Origin of the sequence: Vibrio hepatarius (assembly GCF_018860525.1) — a bacterium.
Taxonomy (GTDB): Bacteria; Pseudomonadota; Gammaproteobacteria; order Enterobacterales; family Vibrionaceae; genus Vibrio; species Vibrio hepatarius_B.
This window is the reverse complement of record NZ_JAHKPM010000050.1, coordinates 16,442-40,880: the sequence shown is the minus strand read 5'-3', so window position 1 is coordinate 40,880 and position 24,439 is coordinate 16,442. Positions and strand designations below refer to the sequence as shown.

Genomic DNA, 24,439 nt, shown 5'->3' with positions numbered 1-24,439 from the left:
CGATAATTTAATAACTACCCAAATGAATAAGTAATTACTGTTTCCAAGGACTTTAATCAAATGAAAGTTATATCATTTAATATCAATGGCCTAAGAGCTAGACTTCATCAACTTCAAGCGATTATTGACAAGCATCAACCCGATGTTATCGGCCTGCAAGAAATCAAAGTTCACGATGAGGCTTTTCCGTTACAAGAAGTCGAAGCAATGGGTTATCACGTGTATTTTCATGGCCAGAAAGCGCATTATGGCGTCGCTATGTTGTGTAAAAAGGAGCCTATTTCAATTCGTAAGGGATTCCCGACGGACAATGAAGATCATCAAAAGCGCATGATCATGGCGACAGTAGAAGATGCCAACGGAGAAAAAGTTACTGTTTTAAATGGTTACTTCCCTCAAGGTGAGAGTATCGACCATGAAACTAAGTTTCCATATAAACGTCAGTTCTACAAAGATCTGATGACTTATTTGCATGAGCATCATGACAGCAAAGAGCAGCTCATAGTGATGGGTGATATTAATATCAGTCCACAGGATTCTGATATTGGTATTGGTGAACCAAATAGAAAGCGCTGGTTAAAAACAGGCAAATGTTCATTCCAACCTATTGAAAGGGAATGGCTGCAAACTCTTTTGGATTGGGGGTTAGTTGATACTTTCCGTACTATTAACCCTGATGTGACCGAGCGCTTCTCATGGTTCGACTACCGTTCACGAGGGTTTGATGATAACCGTGGCCTACGTATTGATGTCATTTTAGCAACACCATCTTTGGCAAGTAAATGTATTGAATCTGATGTTGATTATGATTTACGTGGCATCGAGAAACCTTCCGACCACGCGCCAATATGGTCAAGTTTTGAATGAACCAAATTACATAGCTAAAGCCTAAAATGACAAAAGGGCTAGCACAAAGTCATGTGTTAGCCCCCTATTCTTGACCATTTTCAGGACTGGTTAAATCGCGGTAAAATCGGCCTCAACCATTGGATTGACGTCAGCTTCATAATCTACGCCAGCAACACCAAAACCAAATAGCTTGAGGAACTCTTCTTTATACTCAGAATAATCAGCCAGATCTTTCAGATTATCACTGGTAATTTGTGGCCATAGATCACGACAATGTTGCTGAATATCTTCACGTAATTCCCAATCATCTAGACGTAGACGATTTTTGTCATCAACTTCAGCCGCGCTTCCATCTGCTTTGTACAAACGTTCATTAAACATACGGAAAATCTGTTCCATACAGCCTTCATGCACGCCCTCTGCACGCATTTTCTTAAATACCATGGCAATATAGAGCGGCATAACAGGAATAGCAGAACTCGCTTGCGTCACAACCGACTTGAGTACCGCAACATTGGCACTTCCACCCGTAGTGGCAAGTTTTTCATTTAATGCATTGGCAGCGCGGTCTAAATCCATCTTAGCTTTACCCAATGCACCGTCCCAATAGATTGGCCAGGTCAGCTCAGTGCCGATATAGCTATAGGCGACTGTTTTACAACCTTGCGCTAATACACCGGCATCAGAAAGAGCATTCATCCATAGCTCCCAGTCTTCGCCGCCCATCACTGTCACGGTATCTTGAATTTCTTGCTCGCTAGCAGGCTCAACACTCACTTCGATAATCGTATCTTTATTTGTGTCTACCGCCGTTGAAGTGTAAGTATCACCAATTGGTTTCAAAGATGAACGAATCACTTCACCCGTTTCTGGCATTTTACGAACTGGCGATGCCAATGAATACACCACCATATCAATCTGACCTAAGTCTTGTTTGATAAGCTCAATCGTTTTTTGCTTCGCTTCATTGGAAAAAGCATCACCATTAAGACTTTTAGCATACAGACCTTCTTCTCGAGCCAATTTTTCAAATGCAGCTGCATTATAAAAACCCGCTGTACCTGGCTTTTTCTCTGTACCTTCTTTCTCGAAGAAAACACCAATAGTCGAAGCTCCGCCACCAAACGTCGCAGCGATACGAGAAGACAGGCCGTAACCACTTGAAGCTCCGACCACCAACACGCGTTTAGGCGGGTTCGCAATTGGGCCTTGCGCTTTTGTGTAAGCGATCTGTTCTTTTACGTTAGCTTCACAGCCCATTGGGTGCGTTGTTGTACAGATAAATCCACGAATTCTAGGTTTGATGATCATATTCAGCTTCCTTTAAAAAACCCCGCTAGGATAAAAGGTTCAGCGTTTATTCGCATCTAATTTCTGTAAAAATGTAACTAAAATGCAAGTGGTTGGAGGTCTTTCATCCAAGTTTTAGATTTCGAGCAAAAACAAAGGCACCTAGTAGGTGCCTTCCGTTAGTAGATTGAATAGTATTAGGCAACGCTATCGAGCTTTGCTTTACCTTTCTTAGGTTTACCCCCAGTCAATACTTGGCTCAGATCATGGCTAAAATCATCCACTTGAATTGCTCGGTAACGCAGTGCTTCAGCAGCCATAATTTGTTCCACTTCATCTTCACTAAATACATCCGCTTCCAAAGCCTGAGCAAGTCTATCTTTCAGTAATCCTTTACGATCCACTTTTCCTTCTTGAGCCGCTCGCATTAGTTTTCTCTCTAAGCTTTTGATGCCATACATAGCGAGGAAGGCCTCATCCATCAAACCAACAGCATCATCTTTTTCTTTACCTACATAGCAAAGGTGAGTCAATCGATCACGATGCACTCCTGGTGTCATTAGGCTTTCAGCCAATTTCACGGTTAAGTCGTCGTTTGGTTTAGCGAAATGATTGCCAAGAGGGAATATCAACCCTTTAAGAAGCACACCAACCATTTTTTGTGGGAAATTGCTAAATACTTCTGTTAACGCTTGGGCGGCATTGTGTAAACAGTGCTGAAGTGAGTAATGGACATAATCTAGATCTTGCTGCTGCCGCCCTTCGTCTTCATATTTCTTCAGTGCCGCAGAGCCCATGTAAAGATACGCCAACGCATCACCAAGACGAGCAGAAATCATCTCTTTACGCTTAAGATCTCCGCCAAGTGTTGCCATTGCTATATCTGCACTTACCGCAAGGGCACGGCTAAGGCGAGTTAAATCTTTATAATATACCTGAGTTGGTCCACTCATATCCGCTTTAACAAAGTAAGACCCAGTCAGAGCTGCACCAAATGCGCCAAAGGTATTTTTGGCGGCATGAGCTATGTGTTTAAACAGTAACTTATCAAAATCATTCGCCCCCTGCTCTTGATCTTCATTGGCTGCAGCTTCCATTTCTTTGAGTACAAATGGATGACAACGAGTTGCACCTTGACCAAAAATCATCAGGTTACGGGTTAATATATTCGCCCCTTCCACCGTTATCGCAACAGGGATGCCAAGGTAATGCGTTGCAAGGTAGTTCATTGGACCGTCTTGAATCGCTCGTCCTGCATGAATATCCATTGAATCATTGAGAATAGTACGAGCCATTTCTGTCATATGATATTTAGCAATAGCAGTCACGATTCCAGGTTTCTCTTTTAAATCGAGTGAAGTCGTTGTCAACGTTCGACTTGCTTCAAGGAGGTAAGTTAGACCTCCAATTCGGCCCAGTGCTTCTGCCACACCTTCAAAGTTACCAATCGACATTCCAAACTGTTTACGGACATATGCATAGGCACCCGTGGTGCGCGCCGTAAGATGACCAATTGCTGTACCCAGTGCAGGCAAAGAAATCCCTCTCCCTGCAGACAAACATTCAACCAGCATACGCCAGCCTTTTCCTGCGTATTCTTGACCACCAATGAGCCACTCCATAGGAATGAACACATCTGTACCTCGAGTTGGACCATTCATAAAGGCAAGGCCCATAGGGTCGTGGCGCTCACCAATTTCGACTCCTTTGTGATCAGCAGGGATGAGTGCGCAGGTAATGCCTAGGTCTTTTTTATCACCAATCAATCCTTCTGGATCATACATCTTAAATGCAAGACCTAATACGGTTGCCACTGGAGCCAAGGTAATATAGCGCTTATTCCAGTTGAGGCGAATACCCAGTACCTTTTTATTCTTGTATCTGCCATAGCAAACAACGCCTTCGTCAGGGATGCCACCAGCATCCGAACCTGCTTCAGGTCCAGTAAGAGCAAAACAAGGAATATCGGTACCATCAGCTAAGCGTGGTAGCCAGTAATCCTTTTGTTCTTGGGTTCCGTAATGAGACAATAACTCACCAGGCCCAAGAGAGTTAGGTACCATAACTGACACAGCAGTACTGATACTGCGAGTGGCAATACGGGTAACGATTGTAGAATTAGCTAATGCAGAAAACTCTCGTCCGCCGTACTCTTTTGAAATAATTAGCGAAAAGAAACGCTCTTTACGCAAATATTGCCAAACTTCCGGTGGAAGATCTCGATCATGCTTAACCATCCTATGATCGTCTAACATCGCGAGTAAGGTTTCTAGTTCATTATCGATAAATGATTGCTCTTCTGTCGATAGTGTTGGCGTAGGGTATTTGTGCAGTTTTGAAAAATCTGGGCTACCTGAAAATAGTTCACCATCCCACCAAACGCTACCCGCTTCCATCGCTTCTTTTTCCGTAGTGGAAAGAGGTGGCAGTACTTTTTTAAACATTTTAAAAGCGGGGTCACTGACCCATTTTCTACGTAGAGAGCACATAATCAGTTCCTTTTTGTCCATAGCTGGTGGTCCAACTTATAATTTTATAGTCCAGTTTTTACTCAGCTGCTACACCAGCAGCTAGGTAAGGGATAAGCTGATCGACGATATACTTTGCGTCCATCTGCTTGTCATAATCGTTTTCTGCAATTTCCATCAGTGCTTGGCTCGAAGCCATAGTAAAAACACAGGTTCCAAGCGTAAAATGTAATCGCCAGAATAGTGTTTCCTGAGTCAGATTCGGATTGGCTTTAAGTACCGATTGAGTGAACAAAGACAACGTCTCTTGATAACGAGTAGTGATAAACCACCGTAAATGCCCCTGTACATCTGTGTACCCCCGCCCAATTAACAACATGAAGCGGCTGGTTCCATTAGGACGTATATCATTTAAAGCGCGTAATGGGCCTCTTAACGACTCAAACACATCTTGCATAACATAGGCTTGGTTTAAATTGAGTGTAATTAATGCATCCTGAACAGCAGGCATGAAAGCTTCTAAATAACGATTCAGTACCGCTCGCACTAGTGTCTTTTTATCACCGAAATGATAATTGACTGAGGCAAGATTGACACCAGCTTTGCTAGTGATTGCGCGCAATGAAGTATCGTTAAAGCCATGCTCTGCAAATAAGGCTTCAGCGACATCTAGTATTTTGTCTTTGGTGGTTGGTCTCATCGAGATTTCAATCGCTCGTATTAAACATCTGTTTGAAATATACAACCGAAACAAGTATTCAACAAGTTATTAACATCACATTTTTCAAAAATGGTCGGACCAGATAGCTTATTGAGCAATGTAGTGAAATAAAAATTCAAATAATTTTGCAAAACGATGGAACCGATCGAAATTAGTAGAGTCTGATTGTATGTAGTTAGCCAATCTTTATTGAGTTTGCAGGCTGATAAACCTGCACATTTAACTTACGTGACTAATTTACGCTGCTTTTTCTTATATAACTCCTATGTTTTGTATCAGCCCAGAGCCAGATTGCTCTGGGCTTTTTTTATCCGCTAAAGCAAAAAATCCCATCGGAAGTTTGCTATCAAAATCAGGTAAACTCTTTTATATTGAACCCAAAAAGAAGTCCCAATGCAGCTAAACGATTCACCCATAACCACGCATACATTTGAAGGTATTGAATTTTTTCTAAAACGGGATGATTTGCTTCACCCTCAATTTAGTGGTAATAAAGCACGTAAATTTATGTCGCTGCTGCAAAACGAACAGCCACAGATCAAGACTGTGATTAGCTACGGCAGCCCGCAAGCGAATTCGCTCTATTCACTCGCAGCATTGTGCGCCCTCAAAAGCTGGACACTAGAGTTTTATGTTGATCGCATCCCTAATTGGCTGCGTGACAAACCGATGGGCAACTACCGTGGGGCTCTAGAACTTGGAGCCAAAATAATTGCGGTTAATAACCAAACCTCTCACCCTACCCAATTCATCCAACATATTCGTTGTCCCGATTCTAGCTGTATAGTGCTAGAAGAAGGTGGAAGAGAACAACAAGCACAAATCGGCATAAAAGAACTTGCAGAAGAAATTCGTGGCTGGGTTTATTCGCAAGCGAATAAAAACGTCGTTGTCGCTTTACCTTCTGGTACGGGCACAACAAGCGCTTACCTTGAGCATTTTTTGAAACCACATAAAATAGATGTCATCACCTGCCCTTGTGTGGGAGGTCGTGATTATTTAGTTGAACAAATCCGGTCCCTCGAGATTCAGTGCCTGCCACAAATTCTGCAATTAAAAAACAAACACCACTTTGGCAAGTTGTATTACAACGACTACAAAATATGGGCGGCTCTGCTCGAACAAACCCAGGTAGAATTTGACTTGTTATACGATCCTATGATGTGGCAATGTTTGCTTGACTGGTATCCGCGTAATGCTGATAAATCCGTGCTATACATTCATCAAGGGGGCGTACTTGGCAACGAAAGTATGCTGCCTAGATATCTGAGAAAGTTTGGCTCATTCAAACCCTAATCAAATAGTGAATTTGACCCTATTTCTCTATATATAATTTATTTTTTTAGTCTACCGGTCGTCTTGATCTGTAAAACTAAATACTCTTTATTGTTGTTACATTAAACTTCTTCGTACAGCAATAAAGAGCCTCTTATTACTAAGGAGAAATCTATGCATTCAGCTATCTTGACGTTTTTATTATTGATCCCAGGGTCAACATTAGCCTATATCGTCACCACCCCAGGTAAGCCTGTGGTGGCAATCGATGCTAGCAATGCAAGTAAAAGAGTATGTTACTACCAAGATCAGGCGTATTCTTTGGGCGCAATTTTGCAAGTGGGAGAACATTATATGACTTGCGACCGCGCAAATGACTTTGAAACTAACGGCGCGCTCAAATGGATTCCTCTCGACCCTGCCAATCAAGCAAAACCTTCGACACAAGTTGCTGACCCCAATGTTAAAACCTATTCAATAAAATAAGTGGTATGAGATACTTGGCAAATACTCGCTACGCAAGGTTAAGAACAAATAATGATTGAGCCTATCGTAATAAGGTTAACTAAAGGGCAAGACTTAAAAACACAAATCCAGTCTCTGGTGACCAAACATGCTTTACAAGCAGGGTCCATCGCATCCTGTGTGGGGAGTTTAGAGCAAGTCAGCCTGCGCCTTGCTGGCGCCACACAATCAATAACGTTGACTCAACCCTTTGAAATTGTCTCTATGATGGGGACACTCACGCCGACTCATCAACATATACACTTGTCGGTTGCCAACGAAACGGGAAAGGTCATCGGTGGGCATTTACTGGACAATACCATCATTGATACTACTGCCGAGCTTATCATTCATCACTATCCAGACCTGAGATTTTCTCGGCAGCACGACAACACAACCGGATACAGTGAATTGGTAATAGATACAAACGAGTAAAAAATAGGAGCCAAACTGGCTCCTTGTGGATTAGCTATGACTAAAGCTATCTAGGGCAGATATTTAGTCCGATACGCTGTGAAATTAGCAATAACGTCTTCTATATAATTTCCGAATATATCCACCTCAAAAGGCGTCATCATTCCTTTAGCAATATGCTCCGGAATACGTTCAAACACAGTATCCGCGTCCTGCAATGCTATGTCGCGTAGACAAAGCCGAAGTGATTGCATATCCGCAGGATTCTGCGCAGCATAAAGACCCACGTAATTTTCAAGATTTTCTCTTATAAAGTATGGTAACCCACCCAAGCCGTCACCTTCAATAACAACACGGTGGGGAGCCGAAAAAGAGGCATCTAGCTGATATGCTTTTATTGATTCTTCGAGCTGAGCCACCTCTGCTTCCAAAGTCCGCTTATTAGCTTCAAGCTTTTCAATGTTTTTTTCGATACCAGCAATACCGGGGTGGGTTGAGTTCGTTGCTCGCATGTTAGATAACTTGTCGTTATTCTTTAAAATATCATTATTAAACTTTTGTATTTGCTTTGTATTTTGAGCTATTTTACTGACATCATCTTTTACTTGTTGGCTTTCATCAACTTTTCTTGCATCTTCTCCACCTCTGGTAACGGGTAGTAAACGTGCACTACCTTTAGCGGCATTATGTTCTTCAAGATAGAGAGTCGGGATCCCCATATAAGCCCCTTTTTCCATCTCACCAGAACGTAACCCTACCTGTTGCAGTGGTATACCATCTTCACTCAATTTTTTGAAAAGCTGCTGCAAGAATACACCTTGGTTAAACTTTCCGTGGTTTAGGTCCCTTAGCTCACTCGATTTGTTCCAATACTGAATTAGATTTAATGCATCAGAAACATCACTATTTAAATAGTACTGTTTAGCTGCACCCGTAAGCGCTGAATGATACGGAGAATATTCAATCGGATCTCCAATAGGGATAGTGAGCATTTTTTTCCTGGTATTTACCTCCTTCAGCGTTTCGTATAGCTGTGGTGTCATTAAGTGGTGAGGGTTTCTCTTTTGCTCATCAAGCAATTTAAACGATTTAACCTCTTCAACCTGCTCAATTGGTGAAGAAACCGATAGACTGTTCTTGTCGCCCAAGCTTCGTAATTTGCTATACTCTTCGCCATTCAACCCCCTTGACCATACTAGAGAGACACCTTCCCACCCTTCTCGAGTTATACTGTCCTTGATCTGTCTGTAAACCTCATCAATTTTTCGAGAAACTTCAGCATTCACTGCTTGGTTTTGATAAGCATGCCAAGTTCGCGTAAAGAAATTTTTTGTAGCCTGTGAATCACCACCCGCGATATCTTCAGCAATGTGTCTAGTACTTTGGCCAACATCACTGGGTTCATCGACACCAAACGCCTTTAGCTCTTGTTCAAACTCTTTATAACCCGTCAGTTTGTCTGTAAATTGGGACTTCTTTTTACCTAAGGAGCCAGTCAGAGCGTGATAGACTTGATTAGGCTCTAAGCTAGGCGGTCCGTTTAGAATGATTACCTTGCCCAGATCTTGTATATCATCTGGGAGTGATTCCTGATTTGGGTTGATATTGATCACATAGATTTGTTCTCGTCCGACACCCATGTCAAGGTAATAACGCAACGTCTTATGTCCCTTGTAATCACGAGGACTTGTCAGATATAAGAGCTTTCTTTCTCGGTTTTCACGTAAAGCAAGTGCAACACCATTAGAGTCACCACTTTGATTTGAATTTTGTGCAATGACATTCTTTGCTCTTCCACGCTGCTCCAACCCAATGATGTTCCATTCTTCTCGAGTTCGATCCAGCGGGAATTTTAGCTTTCCATCTCTTACCCGAGTATGTGAGTAGCCCGCATTTTCCATCGCAGTTGCCAATGCTTCAGATGGGGTTGCCTTGATATCTTTGCCATCAACAATGACTAATCTTTCGCTACTGGATTGGCGAGTAAGGTGATTCATCGACGTAGAATCGTTTGCTGCACGGCGGGCATCGAGGTAGCGAACATCGATATAACCTTTTGGTAGCGCGCTGAGATCAGTAACAATATTGGATGCAGGTACATCACTTTGCCCAACCACAGTAAGGGCACTATTTTCTATTGATAAGGCTGACAATCGATTAGGCTTTAGCTCTTCGATTTCAAGACTATCAAGCAAAGGCTTTAGCTTTGGTTGCACCCTTGCTAGTGTTGCAATCTCGGCTTGCAGCGCTGCTTTTTCTGCTGGGCCCTTAACCATAATCGGTTGAATGAGCCTACCTTGTGAAACATCCAAATCAAGCTGGTTAACGGCAGCCATCAATGACTCCATTCCAGCTTTGGGTACATATATGTAACGGGACTCAGGCCTTTTGGTTAACACGGTTAATGACAGTGGATTATCGCCAAGTTGTCTTGATACGCCCTTATCATAATTGGACGCAATATAATTGAGTATATCAACGACATTTTGCTTTTCATTGCCGAGTGGCCACTCAAAGAGCTGGTCTGCCGCTGAGTCAAATAAAGTCAGTTTTGCATTCGCTCCTATTCCAGATTTAGAAAGGGAAACTGCATGAGTACGAGTGCCGATTACTATACTCAACTCATCATGTTTAGCTAATTGAACCAAGATCTCCGCATTCGCTCGTGAGAATGTCATTTCTTCATCTAGGCTAACGGAGTTAGCTCCCCTCTCTGATGCTCCCACAGCCTTTCTTGTTGCGAGCCTTGCTTCTCGACTACTCAGTACTTGCGAACGATTTAACACCACAGGCTGAGTATGATGTAAAACTTGAACATCATCTGCTAAGGATAAGTTTTGAGAAAACTCTGTGGTTAGCTTATCAATAGGCGAGCCATTTAATCGGCTGATAGCATCTTTGAATGCTAAACCTCGACACATCCCTTCTGAAGGGACATTTGGAGTGAGTGTCGCGGACGCAAAACTTGGATAATCAGAGTTATCACCAATGCGACCTACGATACCCACTATCTTATCGTTCACTCTCTTAGGCTGTTTTATCAACTCAACTTGCGCAAGCTCTATAAGCTTTCGGGTAAAGGCTGGAGAGTTTGCTCCGGAAGTCTGCGCAATATCAGTCAACATTTTGGTTCCTCTCTTGGACAAAGTTAAGATGTCTCCTACTGCACCAAGTGGTTCCAAGACTAAGTCAGCAATAGCCCAAGCTCTATCTCCTGTAGTTGAGGTGCGATCGGCAAGAGTGACAATAGCTATGGTGATGTTGCCTGCAATCAATGCAAGACCAAGATAAGGGAAAGGTATTGCAGCGATATTTAGAATGCTGACAGCTAACATCAAGTGATCTCTTATCTCATCCCATCTATCTTGTAATGACAAATGAGAAGCTGAGAACACCTCATCAAAGTACTCTGAAATAGAATTGGTCAGATAGAGGGGCGTTGTACTGTAATTGAACGTCAAATGTTCGCTATCCACTTGACCATCAAAATACCGCAAAGGTCCCACTGAAATTGGTGGGGTCTGAGCATATCCACCCATCCCCATATAGCCCGGATATATCATGCCTGTTGTGGGCAGACTTTTTACATCCATAGCGGCATCAAGCTCGGTCTTTCCTTGTATACTCAGTCCATTTCTTATTGCTACATATTGAATATCCGTAAAGCGGTCGGTTTCAAGCCAAACAAAACCATTGTATGGAGAATACAGAAGACCGTTTTTACTCAAATCCGAACCGTATTTCGTTTGACCATCGTCATCTAAATATGGAATAAATACTGACCCATAAACCGTGTGGCCTTTAAAGGCACATTTATAGGCTGGCTTCTTACCTTTTTTAAATTTTTCAACCAACTCTCTTTGATGTGCTGGATTCGCTTCATTATTAACAAACTGGTTGGCATGGAGTTCTAACGCACTTCCCAGCACACTAGTGTAGTCTGCTTGTTTTGAACGAAGAACTTGGTCAAAGCGAAATGGAATTTCTGTGTCCATGTCATATCTGGTTTTTGTGACCTCATCCACGATGCAAGCCTTGTCCCCATTAGAAACTGACCGTCCATCTGGGTAATACCATTCACCGCTTGGTATTGGCTTCATCAACATGTCAGAAAGTGACATTCTCTCCGTTGTATATGGATTCGATCCAATTGGGTAAGACGCTGCCCCCAATGGTCCCACGGGAGCTATAAGGGGAACCGACAAACTTCTAATCAAAAACGTCGAACCTTCCGTAAGAGGGATGCGGGGATACTTAGTCGAAAATTTAGCGACAAACTTTCTTACTTCTGCGTCTAGTAAGTTTTTCATATTCGCATTAACAGTATCTAATAGAGTGCCCGCAGTTAACGCTTGGGCTTTGACTTCCAACATATTTGATTTTGATGTAGCCAAATACCGCCTCAAACCTGCTAATAAAGCGGTAAACATGTTACGCAGATTCATATACCCCGCATAGCCCTCTCCTGCTGGTTCTAGTCGAGGGTTGCTACCCATAAGCACGGCATGATCATAAGCTAGGTATGCCACCGCACCTTGTAACCGAATTAGAGTGCTCAATATTTCTGGATCTTGTGGTGTACGCTCAAATTCTCCCTGTGAGAAGCCAAAGCGAGCCTGCATATCTCGCTCCAATTGTTCATAGCGTTCAGCGGCAGTAATGCTGCGTATCGTTTTGTCCGTGCCCTCTGATCGTATTTGGTTATATGCCCACAGTAGTGAGCCTTTTATAAAGTCCACCTTTGACGGTAAACCAGTGGAGCCTGACGCATACCCTCGACGATACTTATCCGATTTTTGATAGAGAGGTCGACAAGTAGCTCGCCCCCATGCGGCTTTAAGCCTCATGCCATCGGAGGCGCCAAATATCTTTCCCAAAGGGAGTACATGGAATGCATCCCATGTTCGTGCTCCACCGTCATTGATTCGACTGACTAAGATCGCAGGGCTTGTCGCACTCACGCCATCAGTCAATCCAGGGAATCCAACTGCCAACAGATCATCGAGTAAAACAGAATCTGTATCACTATGTACATTCCACTGCAAACATAAACTTCGAGCTCTCAGATCACCATCTATGTACCTCAATGCCTCTGGGTCAGAACTAAAATAACAACGAAGCCAGTTAAGCTGATCCATCATAAAGACTTCAGATGACAAGGAATTGAGGTCTGACGTTGACATACTCGCTAGCCTACGAGTTAACCTACCATGAACTTCCGATATTGTATCAAGCCGAACTGGGCTCGATGCTGGATTAAATGCATAGGTATCTCGACGTGTTCTCTTTGAACGGCTTGAAGTCCCATCCTCTGAAATACCATTCCAAGGTAAGATAAGCGGTGTTGTTAAATGATCAGTACTGGAGGAAACGGACAAATTAGTATTGCTCACTTCCCCAAAAACATAAGGGGGTAGTGAATTAAGGGGATTGATTTCTTCGGTCATAAACTGAAGCTCCTCATTATATAAATTTATGTGAGCTTTCAGCCTATCTAAAATATAAATATCTAGATTGTAAATAGCTATGGATAATGTATTTGGTTTCTATTAAAACACTCACATATAATTAATGAAAAATTCAGTATTGTGATTTTAAAGTAATTTTCTACCTTTACTTTGGAGGAATATCCACTGTTGCTAGGATTTTTTCAGTTCAATAGGCTGACTACCATTTAAATACATCAACAGCATTCTTTAAAGAATCAAAACTACTCTCAATACGCTTATCGAGTTGGTAATCATTCACTTTCTCTGTGACATCCGTTACAGCAGAATCCACCTGTTTGGATATCTCTTCCGGTATAGACTCTATCGTCTGTTTAACTTCTTGAAACTCCGTTTCCACTTGGTCATGAATATCATGGTACTGTTGGCTTACCTCCTGCTTCAACAAATCCGCTGAGTGTTCAAAAGTATCTTGCAAGGAATGCCAAAAACTTTGCCCTTGTGACTTGATACGATTAGCATCAATCGAGGTGAGGCCAGATTCAGCAAACACCAATGGTGTTGCAAGAGAAGTTAAAGATTTGATTGTATTTGGTGATGATGGTTCTGGAGACTCATCCGACACGTTAAATTACCCTTAATTTTAAACTTGTAAAACGATAGGTAGTATAGCCAATTAAAACGATGGTGGAACGTACGAAACACGCAAAAAAACACCGCCTATTGGCGGTGTTTTTTTGAAGACCTAAAATCCATTTCAATCCTTGCATAAGGTTGTAAACTGGTTACTCAAGCAGTTGGGTTTCCAGAGTTTCTACCGTAATCTCGTATTGGTTCTCCTCCTGTACGCTATCTTCCGAGACTCGAACAACTCTGACGAAAGAAACTGGGTTAGTACCAATGTATCCTGATGCCTCTTTATATTGCTGTAAACCACCACTATCCATATGTTTTACTATATCTTCTATATTTAGTTGCCTACCGTTGTAAGCTAGAAAAACATCAGTATTTGGAGTGTCACTAGCCCTCGCGGTGTTTTCCCATACTGTATACCAAGCCTCACGTTGTGCTGATGATTCTTCTGCCTCGGCAAAGTAAACTTGTTTATTTGGCTCACTGCCTTGAGCTTGTATGAGAGCTAAGCCTCTTCGTTTTAAGAGCTTAGGTTGTAGATCTTCCTGCCTCAGCGCAAGATTTAACGGAGGCATATGCGAATATAATTCCTGTAACCCATGCTTCCCTAACATAGGGTTTGGATCGTAAAACCGACCACGCATCATGTCACTCCGCCTAAAATCAACCAGACGAGCACTTGAGTCACCTAATATATCAAAGCCAGCAACTGCATGAGTGGAAGTACCAAATGTTAGTTGACCACCTTGAATTTTACCCATACCCGTCTGAATTCGCCTGTTCGTGATATAGCCCAAATACCCATAGACCTTACCCAACTCCCGACCTTCTTGAAGGGTTTTTAGTGCGATCTCAAGCTTCCCTGCCAGTGAAGCATCAAAGTCCCCCATATTCGCTGGTTCTGTAATGTGAGCATATAAATCGCCGTCCACTCTCGATGAAGGAGCTATTATGGTGCGCTCACTTGCACTATTACACGCCGCAACTTTAACTGTCACATCATCGGGTAACAGCATACCATCAATGTCTTTAGCGACTTGTCTAGCATTCACTTTATCGGCATTTGGTGAAGCTGCACTATACACGTACCCTTGACCAGGTTGTCCATGCCCACTGACATAGAGAGTATCCGAAGATCGTAAATCACTAAGATCCATCTTGTTAGCGCTCGTGTAAAGATACTCAAGGCCAGCCTCCAGTCGAGAGTTAGCTGGAAAAACACGATTAAGGATTTCCCTAAACGTATCTATTTGCTCCTGATTTTTAAACACAACCTCAATCGGTGGTTTACCATTACTTATCCTATCTCTAAGTAATGGTATCAGCCTCTCGGTCACTCGTTCGTCATTCATAAATGGGAAATAGATGTAGTCTCTACCATTGGGTTTTATATATGGTTTAAACCCTTCCTCAACGACAATATCATCCAATACTGTTAAATTTTCAGCACTTGAACTTGATAGTATTCTACTACTTGTTGGGCTTTCATAAGACATCAAACCTTCTCTGGCAGCGCTTCTTCTATATAGGATTTGATCAATTTCTTCTGACATCCAGTTGATGCTATCTTGCATCGCTGATTTTCCTGAGTTTAACGCCTGACTATTCGTGCCAGCTTGTCGAGTAACTGGATGTGCGGGATCAATAAACTTAAAGTCTATTTTCGTCTGACCATTTTTAGCATGAGCAATGAGAAGCAAACTACTGTCATAGCTCACCCAATCCGAAGCCATAACCGCTTGTCGAAAGCTTTCAAGTTGAGCTTTGAGCTCATCGAGATTATCAGCCATGTTCAAAACGCTGAGTAGCTTTTTCTTGGTATTCCTTATAGCTAAGAACTTATTGAGTTCATTACCTCCGCTATGGTTGATGAAAGGTATGCCTGATGAATCCATCGCTTTATTTTTAGCAGCATAGTAAAGGGAGCTCTTTTCTGGATAGCCATTTACCGCCCGCTCTGCTGGTGTGCTTCTTAATCGAACATCGCTAAATTTCACATCAAGCACTTTTCTAACCGATGAGCCTGTCTCTTCCAGTGCTTTCACCTCATCTCTAAGAATAAGAAAAATAGGTTCCTCACGTATCTGTCCTCGGCCGATATCAGAAATAGGCAGTCCTTGACTATCAGTAACACCGACAAGCTCAGGCATGTAGCTGTTCATAGGTGATCCACTCTTCCCGACATAGGCATAGGCTTCTGAACAGTTTGTTGCCACTTTGATTCTAACTGGAATTTCTTCCCCTGAATCGGAGATTAAAGAGGCACGGTATTGAGTCGTTCTGCCTGCCTCTGCACTTCTCTCGTCTGTGTACTTTATTCGATAACTGTTGCCTTCATAATCGACCGAACGCGGCCGAGAAGAGGTCCCCAAGTTCGCCCACGGTCTGTCATCTGGCAAGATATCGGTAAGATCAACATCATCATAAAAAGTACCTTGCTCACCCACCCATGTACCATCTGAATTGACATCTTGCCTTGGTTTCGACATCGGGTTGTCGTGACCATAGATGTTTCTGCCGTTAGTGGATGGAACAGATTGACTACCTGCTGCATCTCCGCCCATTGGAAGTCTTGCAGAGCCCCACCCCTCTCGGTCTCCTGCATCATTTTGCCTTTTCATCAAAATGCTGAAGCTTTCTTCTCCGTATTCATTGTGACTCATGAGTTCTCTAAACCTGAGATTCAGTTTTTCCTCCACTCTTTTCACTGTATCGAGCATCTCTTCTTGACCCTCATATAATGTCTTGGCTTTCTTTACAAGCTGATCCCTTATCGGAGTGTGCAAGCTTCGATACATTTGTTTGTAGTGTGAATTACTTACTGAATCTGAAATCGTTGATGAATCAAAGTCAACCAAACTGAAGTCCCTAGTACTTGGGTCATATAGCACGCTACCAAGGTTTAAATCTTCGACCCGGATACCATTATCCTGTAACTTACCCACCCAATGAGCAATAAAATCGCTTTCTTCAATTCTCCTCAGTAGATCTAGCATAATGTCAGGCTCCTCAATATTCTCTATTGAGATACCTTTCATTTTGGGCATGTTAACTGCGTAATAGGTTTCACCATCGATCCCTCTAAGGGTATTCAATTCAGCATCTTGGTCATACAATTTATTCAAGACATCCCGGTTGTTTTCAGCGATACCTCTATCACTCGGTCGCTTATAAAACTTAATCAATCTATCGGGGTTGTCAGGATCTTTAAATATCACTCCATGGGCACTGGTTTTAGGGGTATAGAGGTTATCAGCAGTGTACCAACTTGGTGATTGTTCCATTTTGGGCAAGGCGTCGAATACACTTGTTTGCGAATTTCCGCGCCTTGTGAGGCCAAAGTTATCTAACACTGCTCGAATAGAGCGTCGTCGGTTTTTTTGTGTGCGAATGCCATCAAATTCGTTGGATTCTTCTACTGGTGGTAATCTGCGGCCTCCAGTGGCTAGAGAATCAGTCACTGTACCACCAGCCTTACCTAATCGCCTCAACTCTGCCGCTCCTCCCGCAGCCCCAAACATATCAAGAGGTGCAAGAACCAACGGAAGAAGCCCTAGTTTTCTCTGCTCCGATGTATCACCGTGAATGACAACATATAGACCCTCGGTGATACCATGAGCAGCACTAATCATATCCACAACAAAGGCAGAGCCTGCAACATACACTCCACCAACACCAGCCGCTGCGCCAGCAGTTAGCATAATGGAAGCTGCTGCCAACACATAACCTGATATTTCAAAAAACTTATCTGTTTTCCACTCGGAATGCGAAGTAAGAAGTGTGTCCGCATCGCTTCTGAGCCTATCCAACATACGAGTGGCCATGATCTCAAAAGCATCATCAGCAGCATTAAAACGAACGGGTTTTACATTGATGATCTCATCTGGGTTTTGCACTGGATGCGGCGCAAATTTGTCCTCAGCGAGAGGCTCAATTAGCTCGTCAGCAACAAAATTTGTACCTCGATATTTATTCGACCACGATGCTAAGGTGTCCAAAAACTCCGAAGGTCCCTTTTCTTTTATCCCTCTAGGCTGTTTATTGCGCTCACTCATATGTGACAAGATATAATCTTTATTCGCAGGATTAGCGAAAAATAAGTTAAAATCTCGCTCACTATCGAACTTATGTACACCACCGTTTGACTGCAGACTAATCAAGATGACTGTATTTCCTCTCTTAGTCATCAACATTCCTTCCAATGGGTAATGCTTTACTTGATTGCGCAATGACGGAATAAACATTCTTTCTGGATGGTTGATTATGTCTGTTGCCTCTTGTGAACTTAATGTCCCTTCAAGCTGTGCTTTATTCACTATATTCTTGTATTCTGTTTTAAGGTATCCCTTGAATACATCTAGATGATTGTTCTTAAAATCATCTATCTGGTCAGTAATCATGGGTTGAAGGTCAGCATTCTTATGCTTTAGAATTCCATAAAGCTTATTAAAACTATCATTCTGATAAGCTTCAGGAAGCTCATAACTTGGCTCGATAATAACAGAGCCGGTATCACTTAAGCCTTTTCGATAGTGTTTTTTTACTGCTGTAACTAGATCTATTTCACTGTACAACTTGCTCTGATAATAACCTTTCGATCCGGCCGCAAGAGAGGAGAATACACTTTTTGCATCCATCCTGTGCTTAAGTTCATTTGTCAAAATATATCGATTGTCATTACGGTGATCTTTTGATGCAGAAAGCTCTTCCAGTATGGTCGCCATACCTTTTTTACTGCGCCCATCCATTTGATTGTACAAGCTTGCATGAGAAAGAAGATATTCATGATTACTTGGGTTACGGAAGAAACGATTCAGATCTTGCCTAGAGGAAAAATTATGTACTTGTCCATCAGGCATTAAGCTAATCATAGTGTAATTGTCGCCATCAATAATGACCATCATGTTCTCTAATGGATAACTATCGCCTTTGATAATCTCACCAATACTCTCTCGCGGGTAGCCTACGTAAGGTTTAATGATGTGAGGAATGTCTCTTGGATCCTCTCGGTACTGAACAGGTTTTAGCGCTCGATCCAATAAGTTAAGTGCCACTTCTCTTTCATTATTATCAGCAATAGACTCAATTTTCTCAGTCACACGTTCACGTAATAACTTGGTGTACCTCTCCGTACTCCAGTTAACACTATCCAATTCCTCTTGATTGACTGAATATAGATACTCTTTGCCCAAAGCAGACTCTATATTCTTGTAACCAATGGTGTAGCGCTCTTGGCTGAAACCTGAAGTATAAGTGATTTGTTTACCAATTAACCGCTCTAAGCCTCGATAACTTGTTCCCTTATTTTCTTGTATGTAATCATCGACTTGACTTGGAGAACGATCTATATGTTCAATCGCAAATTTAACCTTTCCAGGCTGATCGATGCCATTTTCCTTCCAATATCGATAAGCAGCGCTGTCTGGTGATACTCGGTCAAAAAAGTATGCCATATAGGTTTTGTTCATGATTTCTCTTTCGTAAGCAATAAGCCCCCCATGTGATCGAATCTCCTCTCTCTGCTGTGCAACCGTATACGTCTCATTATCCTGAACGATATCCTTCATAGATGCATAAAACTCAGCTTCGACTTGTTGGACATTTACGTGTAGTTCACCCCGCCCTTGCCGATATTGCAAAATCTTATTCAACAGGGTTTCTTTTGATTTAAAACCCTGCTTTTCAAGGTACATCATTTCAGTGGGAAGTAGAGGCAAGCGATAACCTTCAAAAACGGAAGATGCAGAAATATCATTGGTTATTTCTTCTGCTAAATTCATTGTTTGGTCTGAAGAAGGGTTGAAAAACAATTGACGAACTTCAGGTAATCTCGATAGGTTGCGTTGCCCTATAATTATGCGTTCAGCCTCTTCTAATAGCGCCTTCTGTTGCCGCAGTGATGGTGTATTACCCTCTCGGACTATCAACTCATTTAGAGATTGTTTTTTTGCGAGTATCCAAGCATAAACTTTAACCACATCGCCTGATGTATAAGCAGGGTTTAAGTCCTCGATCATCTCCTCTTTAAACTCATCAAGAGAGCGCACTTGATTGTCGAATCTACCAGTATAACTCGAACCTAACCCTCTCTGGTTCAGTTCATTTCTCGAACTTTCGAGGTATTGCCTAGCCTTTTGCCGCTCCTTATCAATTTCTGACTGATTGGTCGTCTGGTAAAGCCTCCCCATACCTCCATCTACATAAGCCGTTTCAGGCCTTAGCGCTTGAGCGTCTCGAGTCCAGAGTTTGGCATAAGCCACTTTCTCTATCGCAGGTAAGGTGTTTTCTAATTGATCAAGTTTGGGCTGAATATTATTGCTAAGCTCTCTCTCCCATTTTGCTATTTTCTTTCTCTGACGTCTTCGGTAAGGCCGTGAAAAAATACTGTCAGCATCATTTATATTCCACCTCGCTACTCTTATTTTTTCTTCAAGCTCTTCAACCCTTTGCAATAGGCTGATATGCAATTGGGCATTACGGCTTATTGGTCTTCGGAAATAAGCTCGACCATCAATCGCATTTTCTACATCGCTATAATGCAACCTAGGATCAATACCCAGTTCTTCCCTAAGCTGATTGACAGTAAAGACTTGTGAACCGTCCCGTAAATACTGCTTCTTGATGTTCGTGTCACTGAAATCTAATACATCTTCACCAAGGGTATATGGTAATCCAACTACCATATGCTCAAGCAGTTTAATGTCATCTGAATAACTGTCGTTGGCTAAATTATTGTTGTCGTATAAGTGTAAGAGTTCATGGAAAAGGATTATTTGAGCTTGTTCATCACCACCAGTTTCTCCATTAAGCGAGAGGGTACTTAAAGGATCAAAATAGATAATGCTGTTATCCAAATCTGCACTGGCCGGATAGTACTCAACGCCTTCTAATACTTCCTTAGCTGGCAAACGTATCGAGAATTGTGGACTACTCATTGCTTCGAGTAATCTCTTACCTTGTTCGGTATCCTTAAGATCATCGAGTACGACGGAGACATCATCAAAGTATTCTTGGGTACCTTTTATTCCAATAGTATGGGTTTCTGACACCTTGTATTGCCAATCTTCTGCTTGGTCTTCACCACTTTGTGAACTTGGCGCATACCTGTCTCCATCATGACCGGAGAAACTCGAATCTCCGTAATCCAACCTTTTGATAACAGCTTGGCCTTGTGCACGGTAAAAAGCCTCGCGGTAATCGTTTTCACTGATATAACGACCATTGTCTACTTGGGCGGATTGTTCTATAAAGCTTGGGTCAGAAAACGGCAAGTGAACGCCATTTGCATCGTAGTCAGCTCCAGCAACAAAGTGTTCAAAGATCCCATGACTCAATGACTCTTTTTCTTCCTCACTTGCCCCTTCGGGCGCCAATTTCTCACCCAACTCGTCGATAGTGAGCCAATCGTCTTGGTAATTTACTTTCACAGGATGACTATGGTAGTAAAGGTGTAGCATTTCGTGGAACAAAGCAATCGAAGGATCTCGCCTTAGCCAAGGTTTATCATCCGCTTGCTCAGCGTGTTCTGCTGCGAGGGTATTCCATGGGTCAAAGAAAATCGTATTTAGCTCTGGCTTGGCATAAGTTGCGTAAAACGTTTGGCCATCTTGTTGGCGAAGACGCTCTTCCTCACTAGGCTGAGTGATCTTAATCCCTTGCTTATTCATCGACTCAATTAAGTCACGCCCAAAAGGGGTATTGGCGATTTTCGCAAGCGATACATCGACCGCCTCTTTGTACTCCCCTTCACCTCGGTTTATGTCGGGATAGGCATTAGAGATTGGGTTCGACTCATCTACAGCATCCAATTCTTCAGACGCTGATTCACCCGCCAGTGCCTGTTTAATTTGTTCGACGACTTGCTGCTCGTCGGTGGTTAACTTCGGTGAGGGCTCCATCACTAAATTCACCGCAGTTTTCACGCCAAGCGTAACCGGTACTGATCCTCCGGTAAGCGAAGCTTCTGTGCCCAACACCTTAGCCCAAGAGCTAATTTTGACCTTATCTTCTTCTTTCTCCACCATGGCGTTGTGGGCGTGCGCTGCCGCCGACACCCCAGCCGCAAAGACAGTTTTCACTGTGGAGCCAACAGGGATCATCACCATCTTAAAGCCCAACTGCTCTAGCCTGTGGGTGATACGCGCTTTAATGACTTTGTAAGGTTTATCTTCACCTGGCATGACGCCTTGTTTGATTTTATGCACGTCATACCCAATACGAATCAAAGAAATTGGCACCTTAATACCCGCGCGAACGCCGATTTTAATTGGTGTAACCGTCAGGCCACCCACGACATCCATACCGCCCTCGATAAAGCTGACCACCACACCGCGAGCCAAACGCTTTTGTGACCAACCGACAATAAACTCGGCCAGTGTTTTCTCCTGCGTAGCGTACTCTGCAGGGCTCATCGGTTTAATGGTTTTATCGCGATACGCATAGCGCCACTCGCCCGCAATTCGGGTTGAGAAAAAGATCCCTAAAGGGTCTTTCTCCGACACCAATCCAGTCAGCATATCGCGCTCTGTCAAGGCATGACGAATCATTTCAGTGTCTGGGAGCAGCGCAGCGTCTGTATGCCCAGCTTCACGCAGTACTTCATTGGCACACATGCCCCAGTCTTTGGCGACTCTCGATCTTCTCGAGAAAGGCCCAAGCGGTTGGCCGGTATGTTTCAGCGCCAGCGAATCCAGTTCATCGTAGGCATCTCGAGCGGCTAACCCAGCAAAGCGGGCTTTGTGTATGATGCTATCTAGACTGCTGTCTTGATAGTCTGATGCTTTCGTCGCACGGGAACGCAGTCTCAGCGCCATTGCCCTCACTTTTTTGTACGCTTCCCCTTTGCGCAGCGCATCTTCAATTTTCACCACAATATTGCCAAGACTTTCCTGTCCCTCTTTGGTTAAGACTTGTTGACCAACACCAAGGAAGTACTCCACCGTCTCCTTAAACCTTTGCTCAGACAAGCCCATGTCTTTGATGGTAGATAAGATGTTCACCAGACGTTCACGCTCTGAGGCTGAGACTTGGTTCAATTGGGCGCCTCGACTTGAAGGCTCTTGCGCCAATAGGTTTTTCAGTGTTTGTACGTCTCTGTCAAGTGAAGGGCGAATCTTTGTGTCAGGGGTCTCTTCACTGAGTGACAGGCTTTGGAGCTGCTCCAAGAGCTGTGTTAAGTCGTCAGCTTGATAGTGATTAAGCACTTCTCTTAACGCCCCGTTGCCGCCAAGTGACACTTGCGCTAGCAGTGACTCTGATGTTTGCTGCGCTTTCTTAAGGCTTGGCTCCAGCACTTCTTGACGAGATTGTTCTGCCTCACCTGAAACCTCTTCAGATTGAGCGCTCGCCGCTTTATTGATGCCCGAGGTCGCTGCACTGCCCTCAGTCATGGTTTCCAATACATCAGCACTGTCGGCGGTATTATGTTTACTCTTGGCTAATGATTGTGCAGCGCCGAGCAAAGGCGCATAGTCATACTGCATACGAAACGCTGGTTGGATAAGCGTCCAGCACAAGCTGCGCACAATAGAGCGAATGATTTGATCTTCATCTGAAAGATTGTGGTTGAGGGCTTTGTTCACCCCCTTGGCCATAGGTGAGCGCGCCTTGTGCAATAAATGCATTGCGGTAGGCGCCACATAGGTTGGGGTACGGGCCACTTGCATCACCACTTTGGCCATCTTGTTTTTGGCACCCTTGCCCACTTTGATGGCCGCATCCTCAAACTTAAGGATCTGCTCACCCATAGCCACTTCTAACTCAGCAAGGTCAATGCCTTTACTTGCCTTGTCTTGTTCATGCTCTCCACGCTGACGCTTTTCTTCTTTGCTTTGCCCGGCTTGTGATATAAACATAGAAGCCGCGCTGTCTTTAAAACTTGGTTCAAACTGTTTTTTCTTGCCTTTAAATTCGTTTATCACCACCTCAAGCGCATTCATCACCTGTTCAAAATAGGCTTTGACTTCCGCTTCGCGTTTGAAGGTATTTCGCCAACCTTTGCGCTGTATCTTGTTCTTACTCGACTCAAGTTCATGACGCACGTCTTTGAGGCGTTCTCTAACGGCATGTCTGCGCAAAGTGATATGATGGCGCAGGTTATCCGTGTCTTGAGTCAGGCCATGCTTTTGTTTGTATCCGGCAGAAATTTTCTCTTTCCAAGTCTCCAACTCTAAATCTTGGTCGTGTTTAAAGGCTTTTAGCGCCTCAGTCACCACTTTTAAACTGCCATCGATGTGCCTTGCAAGCTGATACGCATTGGCCCTATCGGATTCGGCCAACTCATCAATCCAGCCTTTCGACTTGCTATTGGCGTCACTTATCATGGCATCAACGGGTGACGACAACTCAGCGGGTATATTGGTGATTGCTTCTTTGGCCTGTTTAAGCTCTGTGATTAGGTCACGCTGAATATCAATCTCTTGTTCATTGTATCCTTGCTCTATAAAGGTCTTAGCCTGCTCGTATTTGTCTTGCCACGCCTGCCATACCGCCTCTAACGGGTCGGCACTGGTGCTCCGTCTTTTTTCGAGTACTTGCGGCACATTCAGCTCTTCTATGGGGGCAGAGGGTTCCGACTCATTGCCAATCGGCCACCGTGGAGTCTGCGGGCTCTCATGCGTTGCACGTTCAGCCGCTGCACGATTAGTTTCAATCGATGTTAGGCCAGAGCCGGCATAAAGGAGTGGAGTTGCATCTAGAGAAGGGGTATTCAAAACGTTGTAAGGCACGAGCACTTTGGAGTCGTTAGGCACAGGGATTATCCTTAATGAGCAATTGAGAAAACTGCCAAAAGATAACCAATCAAAACGACGATGGAGCGTACAAAACGCGCAAAAAAA

Annotated in this window: 10 protein-coding genes; 4 read left to right on the top strand and 6 right to left on the bottom strand. The window is 43.3% G+C overall.

All coding sequences use genetic code 11. From position 1 onward, the window contains the following. Nucleotides 1-60 precede the first annotated feature (60 nt). Complete coding sequence (gene xthA / locus KO511_RS14180) at nt 61-867, top strand: exodeoxyribonuclease III (protein ID WP_215988066.1); 807 nt, start codon at nt 61-63, stop codon at nt 865-867. A 90-nt stretch (nt 868-957) separates the two neighbouring features. Here xthA and fabV read toward each other — a convergent pair whose 3' ends face one another. The 3 genes from fabV to KO511_RS14165 form a co-directional block, all read right to left on the bottom strand. Next, entirely contained in the window at nt 958-2,160 is a 1,203-nt protein-coding gene (gene fabV / locus KO511_RS14175) for an enoyl-ACP reductase FabV (RefSeq protein WP_215988065.1), read from the bottom strand. Between the two features lie 176 nt (nt 2,161-2,336). After that, the gene (locus tag KO511_RS14170) at nt 2,337-4,628 is read right to left on the bottom strand and encodes an acyl-CoA dehydrogenase (protein WP_215988064.1); all 2,292 of its coding nucleotides are present in this window, start codon (nt 4,626-4,628) and stop codon (nt 2,337-2,339) included. 58 nt (nt 4,629-4,686) lie between these two features. After that, nucleotides 4,687-5,313 (bottom strand): TetR/AcrR family transcriptional regulator, encoded by a 627-nt coding sequence (locus KO511_RS14165; RefSeq protein WP_215988118.1) that lies wholly within the window; start codon nt 5,311-5,313, stop codon nt 4,687-4,689. Between the two features lie 408 nt (nt 5,314-5,721). Between KO511_RS14165 and KO511_RS14160 the strand changes: the two genes are divergently transcribed. The 3 genes from KO511_RS14160 (at nt 5,722) to KO511_RS14150 (ending at nt 7,542) form a co-directional block, all read left to right on the top strand. Continuing rightward, the gene (locus KO511_RS14160; protein WP_215988063.1) at nt 5,722-6,624 is read left to right on the top strand and encodes a 1-aminocyclopropane-1-carboxylate deaminase/D-cysteine desulfhydrase; all 903 of its coding nucleotides are present in this window, start codon (nt 5,722-5,724) and stop codon (nt 6,622-6,624) included. A gap of 153 nt (nt 6,625-6,777) precedes the next feature. Beyond that, nucleotides 6,778-7,089: a DUF1496 domain-containing protein gene (locus KO511_RS14155; RefSeq protein ID WP_215988062.1), complete on the top strand. Its 312-nt coding sequence runs from the start codon at nt 6,778-6,780 to the stop codon at nt 7,087-7,089. A gap of 51 nt (nt 7,090-7,140) precedes the next feature. Further along, the gene (locus tag KO511_RS14150; RefSeq protein WP_215988061.1) at nt 7,141-7,542 is read left to right on the top strand and encodes a PPC domain-containing DNA-binding protein; all 402 of its coding nucleotides are present in this window, start codon (nt 7,141-7,143) and stop codon (nt 7,540-7,542) included. A 50-nt stretch (nt 7,543-7,592) separates the two neighbouring features. Here the strand turns inward: KO511_RS14150 and KO511_RS14145 are convergent, their stop codons facing one another. The 3 genes from KO511_RS14145 to KO511_RS14135 all read right to left on the bottom strand — a co-directional run bounded on the left by KO511_RS14145 (nt 7,593) and on the right by KO511_RS14135 (nt 24,352). Further along, a complete protein-coding gene (locus tag KO511_RS14145) occupies nt 7,593-12,968 on the bottom strand; it encodes a hypothetical protein (protein ID WP_215988060.1) in 5,376 nt (1,791 codons plus the stop codon). Nucleotides 12,969-13,188: 220 nt separating this feature from the next. Further along, complete coding sequence (locus KO511_RS14140) at nt 13,189-13,593, bottom strand: hypothetical protein (RefSeq protein ID WP_215988059.1); 405 nt, start codon at nt 13,591-13,593, stop codon at nt 13,189-13,191. A 160-nt stretch (nt 13,594-13,753) separates the two neighbouring features. Then, nucleotides 13,754-24,352, bottom strand: a complete 10,599-nt coding sequence (locus tag KO511_RS14135; protein ID WP_215988058.1) for a M91 family zinc metallopeptidase — start codon at nt 24,350-24,352, stop codon at nt 13,754-13,756. Between the last annotated feature and the right edge of the window lie 87 nt (nt 24,353-24,439).

What these genes read in the sequence shown, in the direction of transcription:
- fabV (WP_215988065.1), bottom strand. Translation starts at nt 2,160, where the DNA reads ATGATCATCAAACCTAGAATTCGTGGATTTATCTGTACAACAACGCAC.
- KO511_RS14150 (WP_215988061.1), top strand. Translation starts at nt 7,141, where the DNA reads ATGATTGAGCCTATCGTAATAAGGTTAACTAAAGGGCAAGACTTAAAA.
- KO511_RS14145 (WP_215988060.1), bottom strand. Translation starts at nt 12,968, where the DNA reads ATGACCGAAGAAATCAATCCCCTTAATTCACTACCCCCTTATGTTTTT.
- KO511_RS14160 (WP_215988063.1), top strand. Translation starts at nt 5,722, where the DNA reads ATGCAGCTAAACGATTCACCCATAACCACGCATACATTTGAAGGTATT.
- KO511_RS14155 (WP_215988062.1), top strand. Translation starts at nt 6,778, where the DNA reads ATGCATTCAGCTATCTTGACGTTTTTATTATTGATCCCAGGGTCAACA.
- KO511_RS14170 (WP_215988064.1), bottom strand. Translation starts at nt 4,628, where the DNA reads ATGTGCTCTCTACGTAGAAAATGGGTCAGTGACCCCGCTTTTAAAATG.
- xthA (WP_215988066.1), top strand. Translation starts at nt 61, where the DNA reads ATGAAAGTTATATCATTTAATATCAATGGCCTAAGAGCTAGACTTCAT.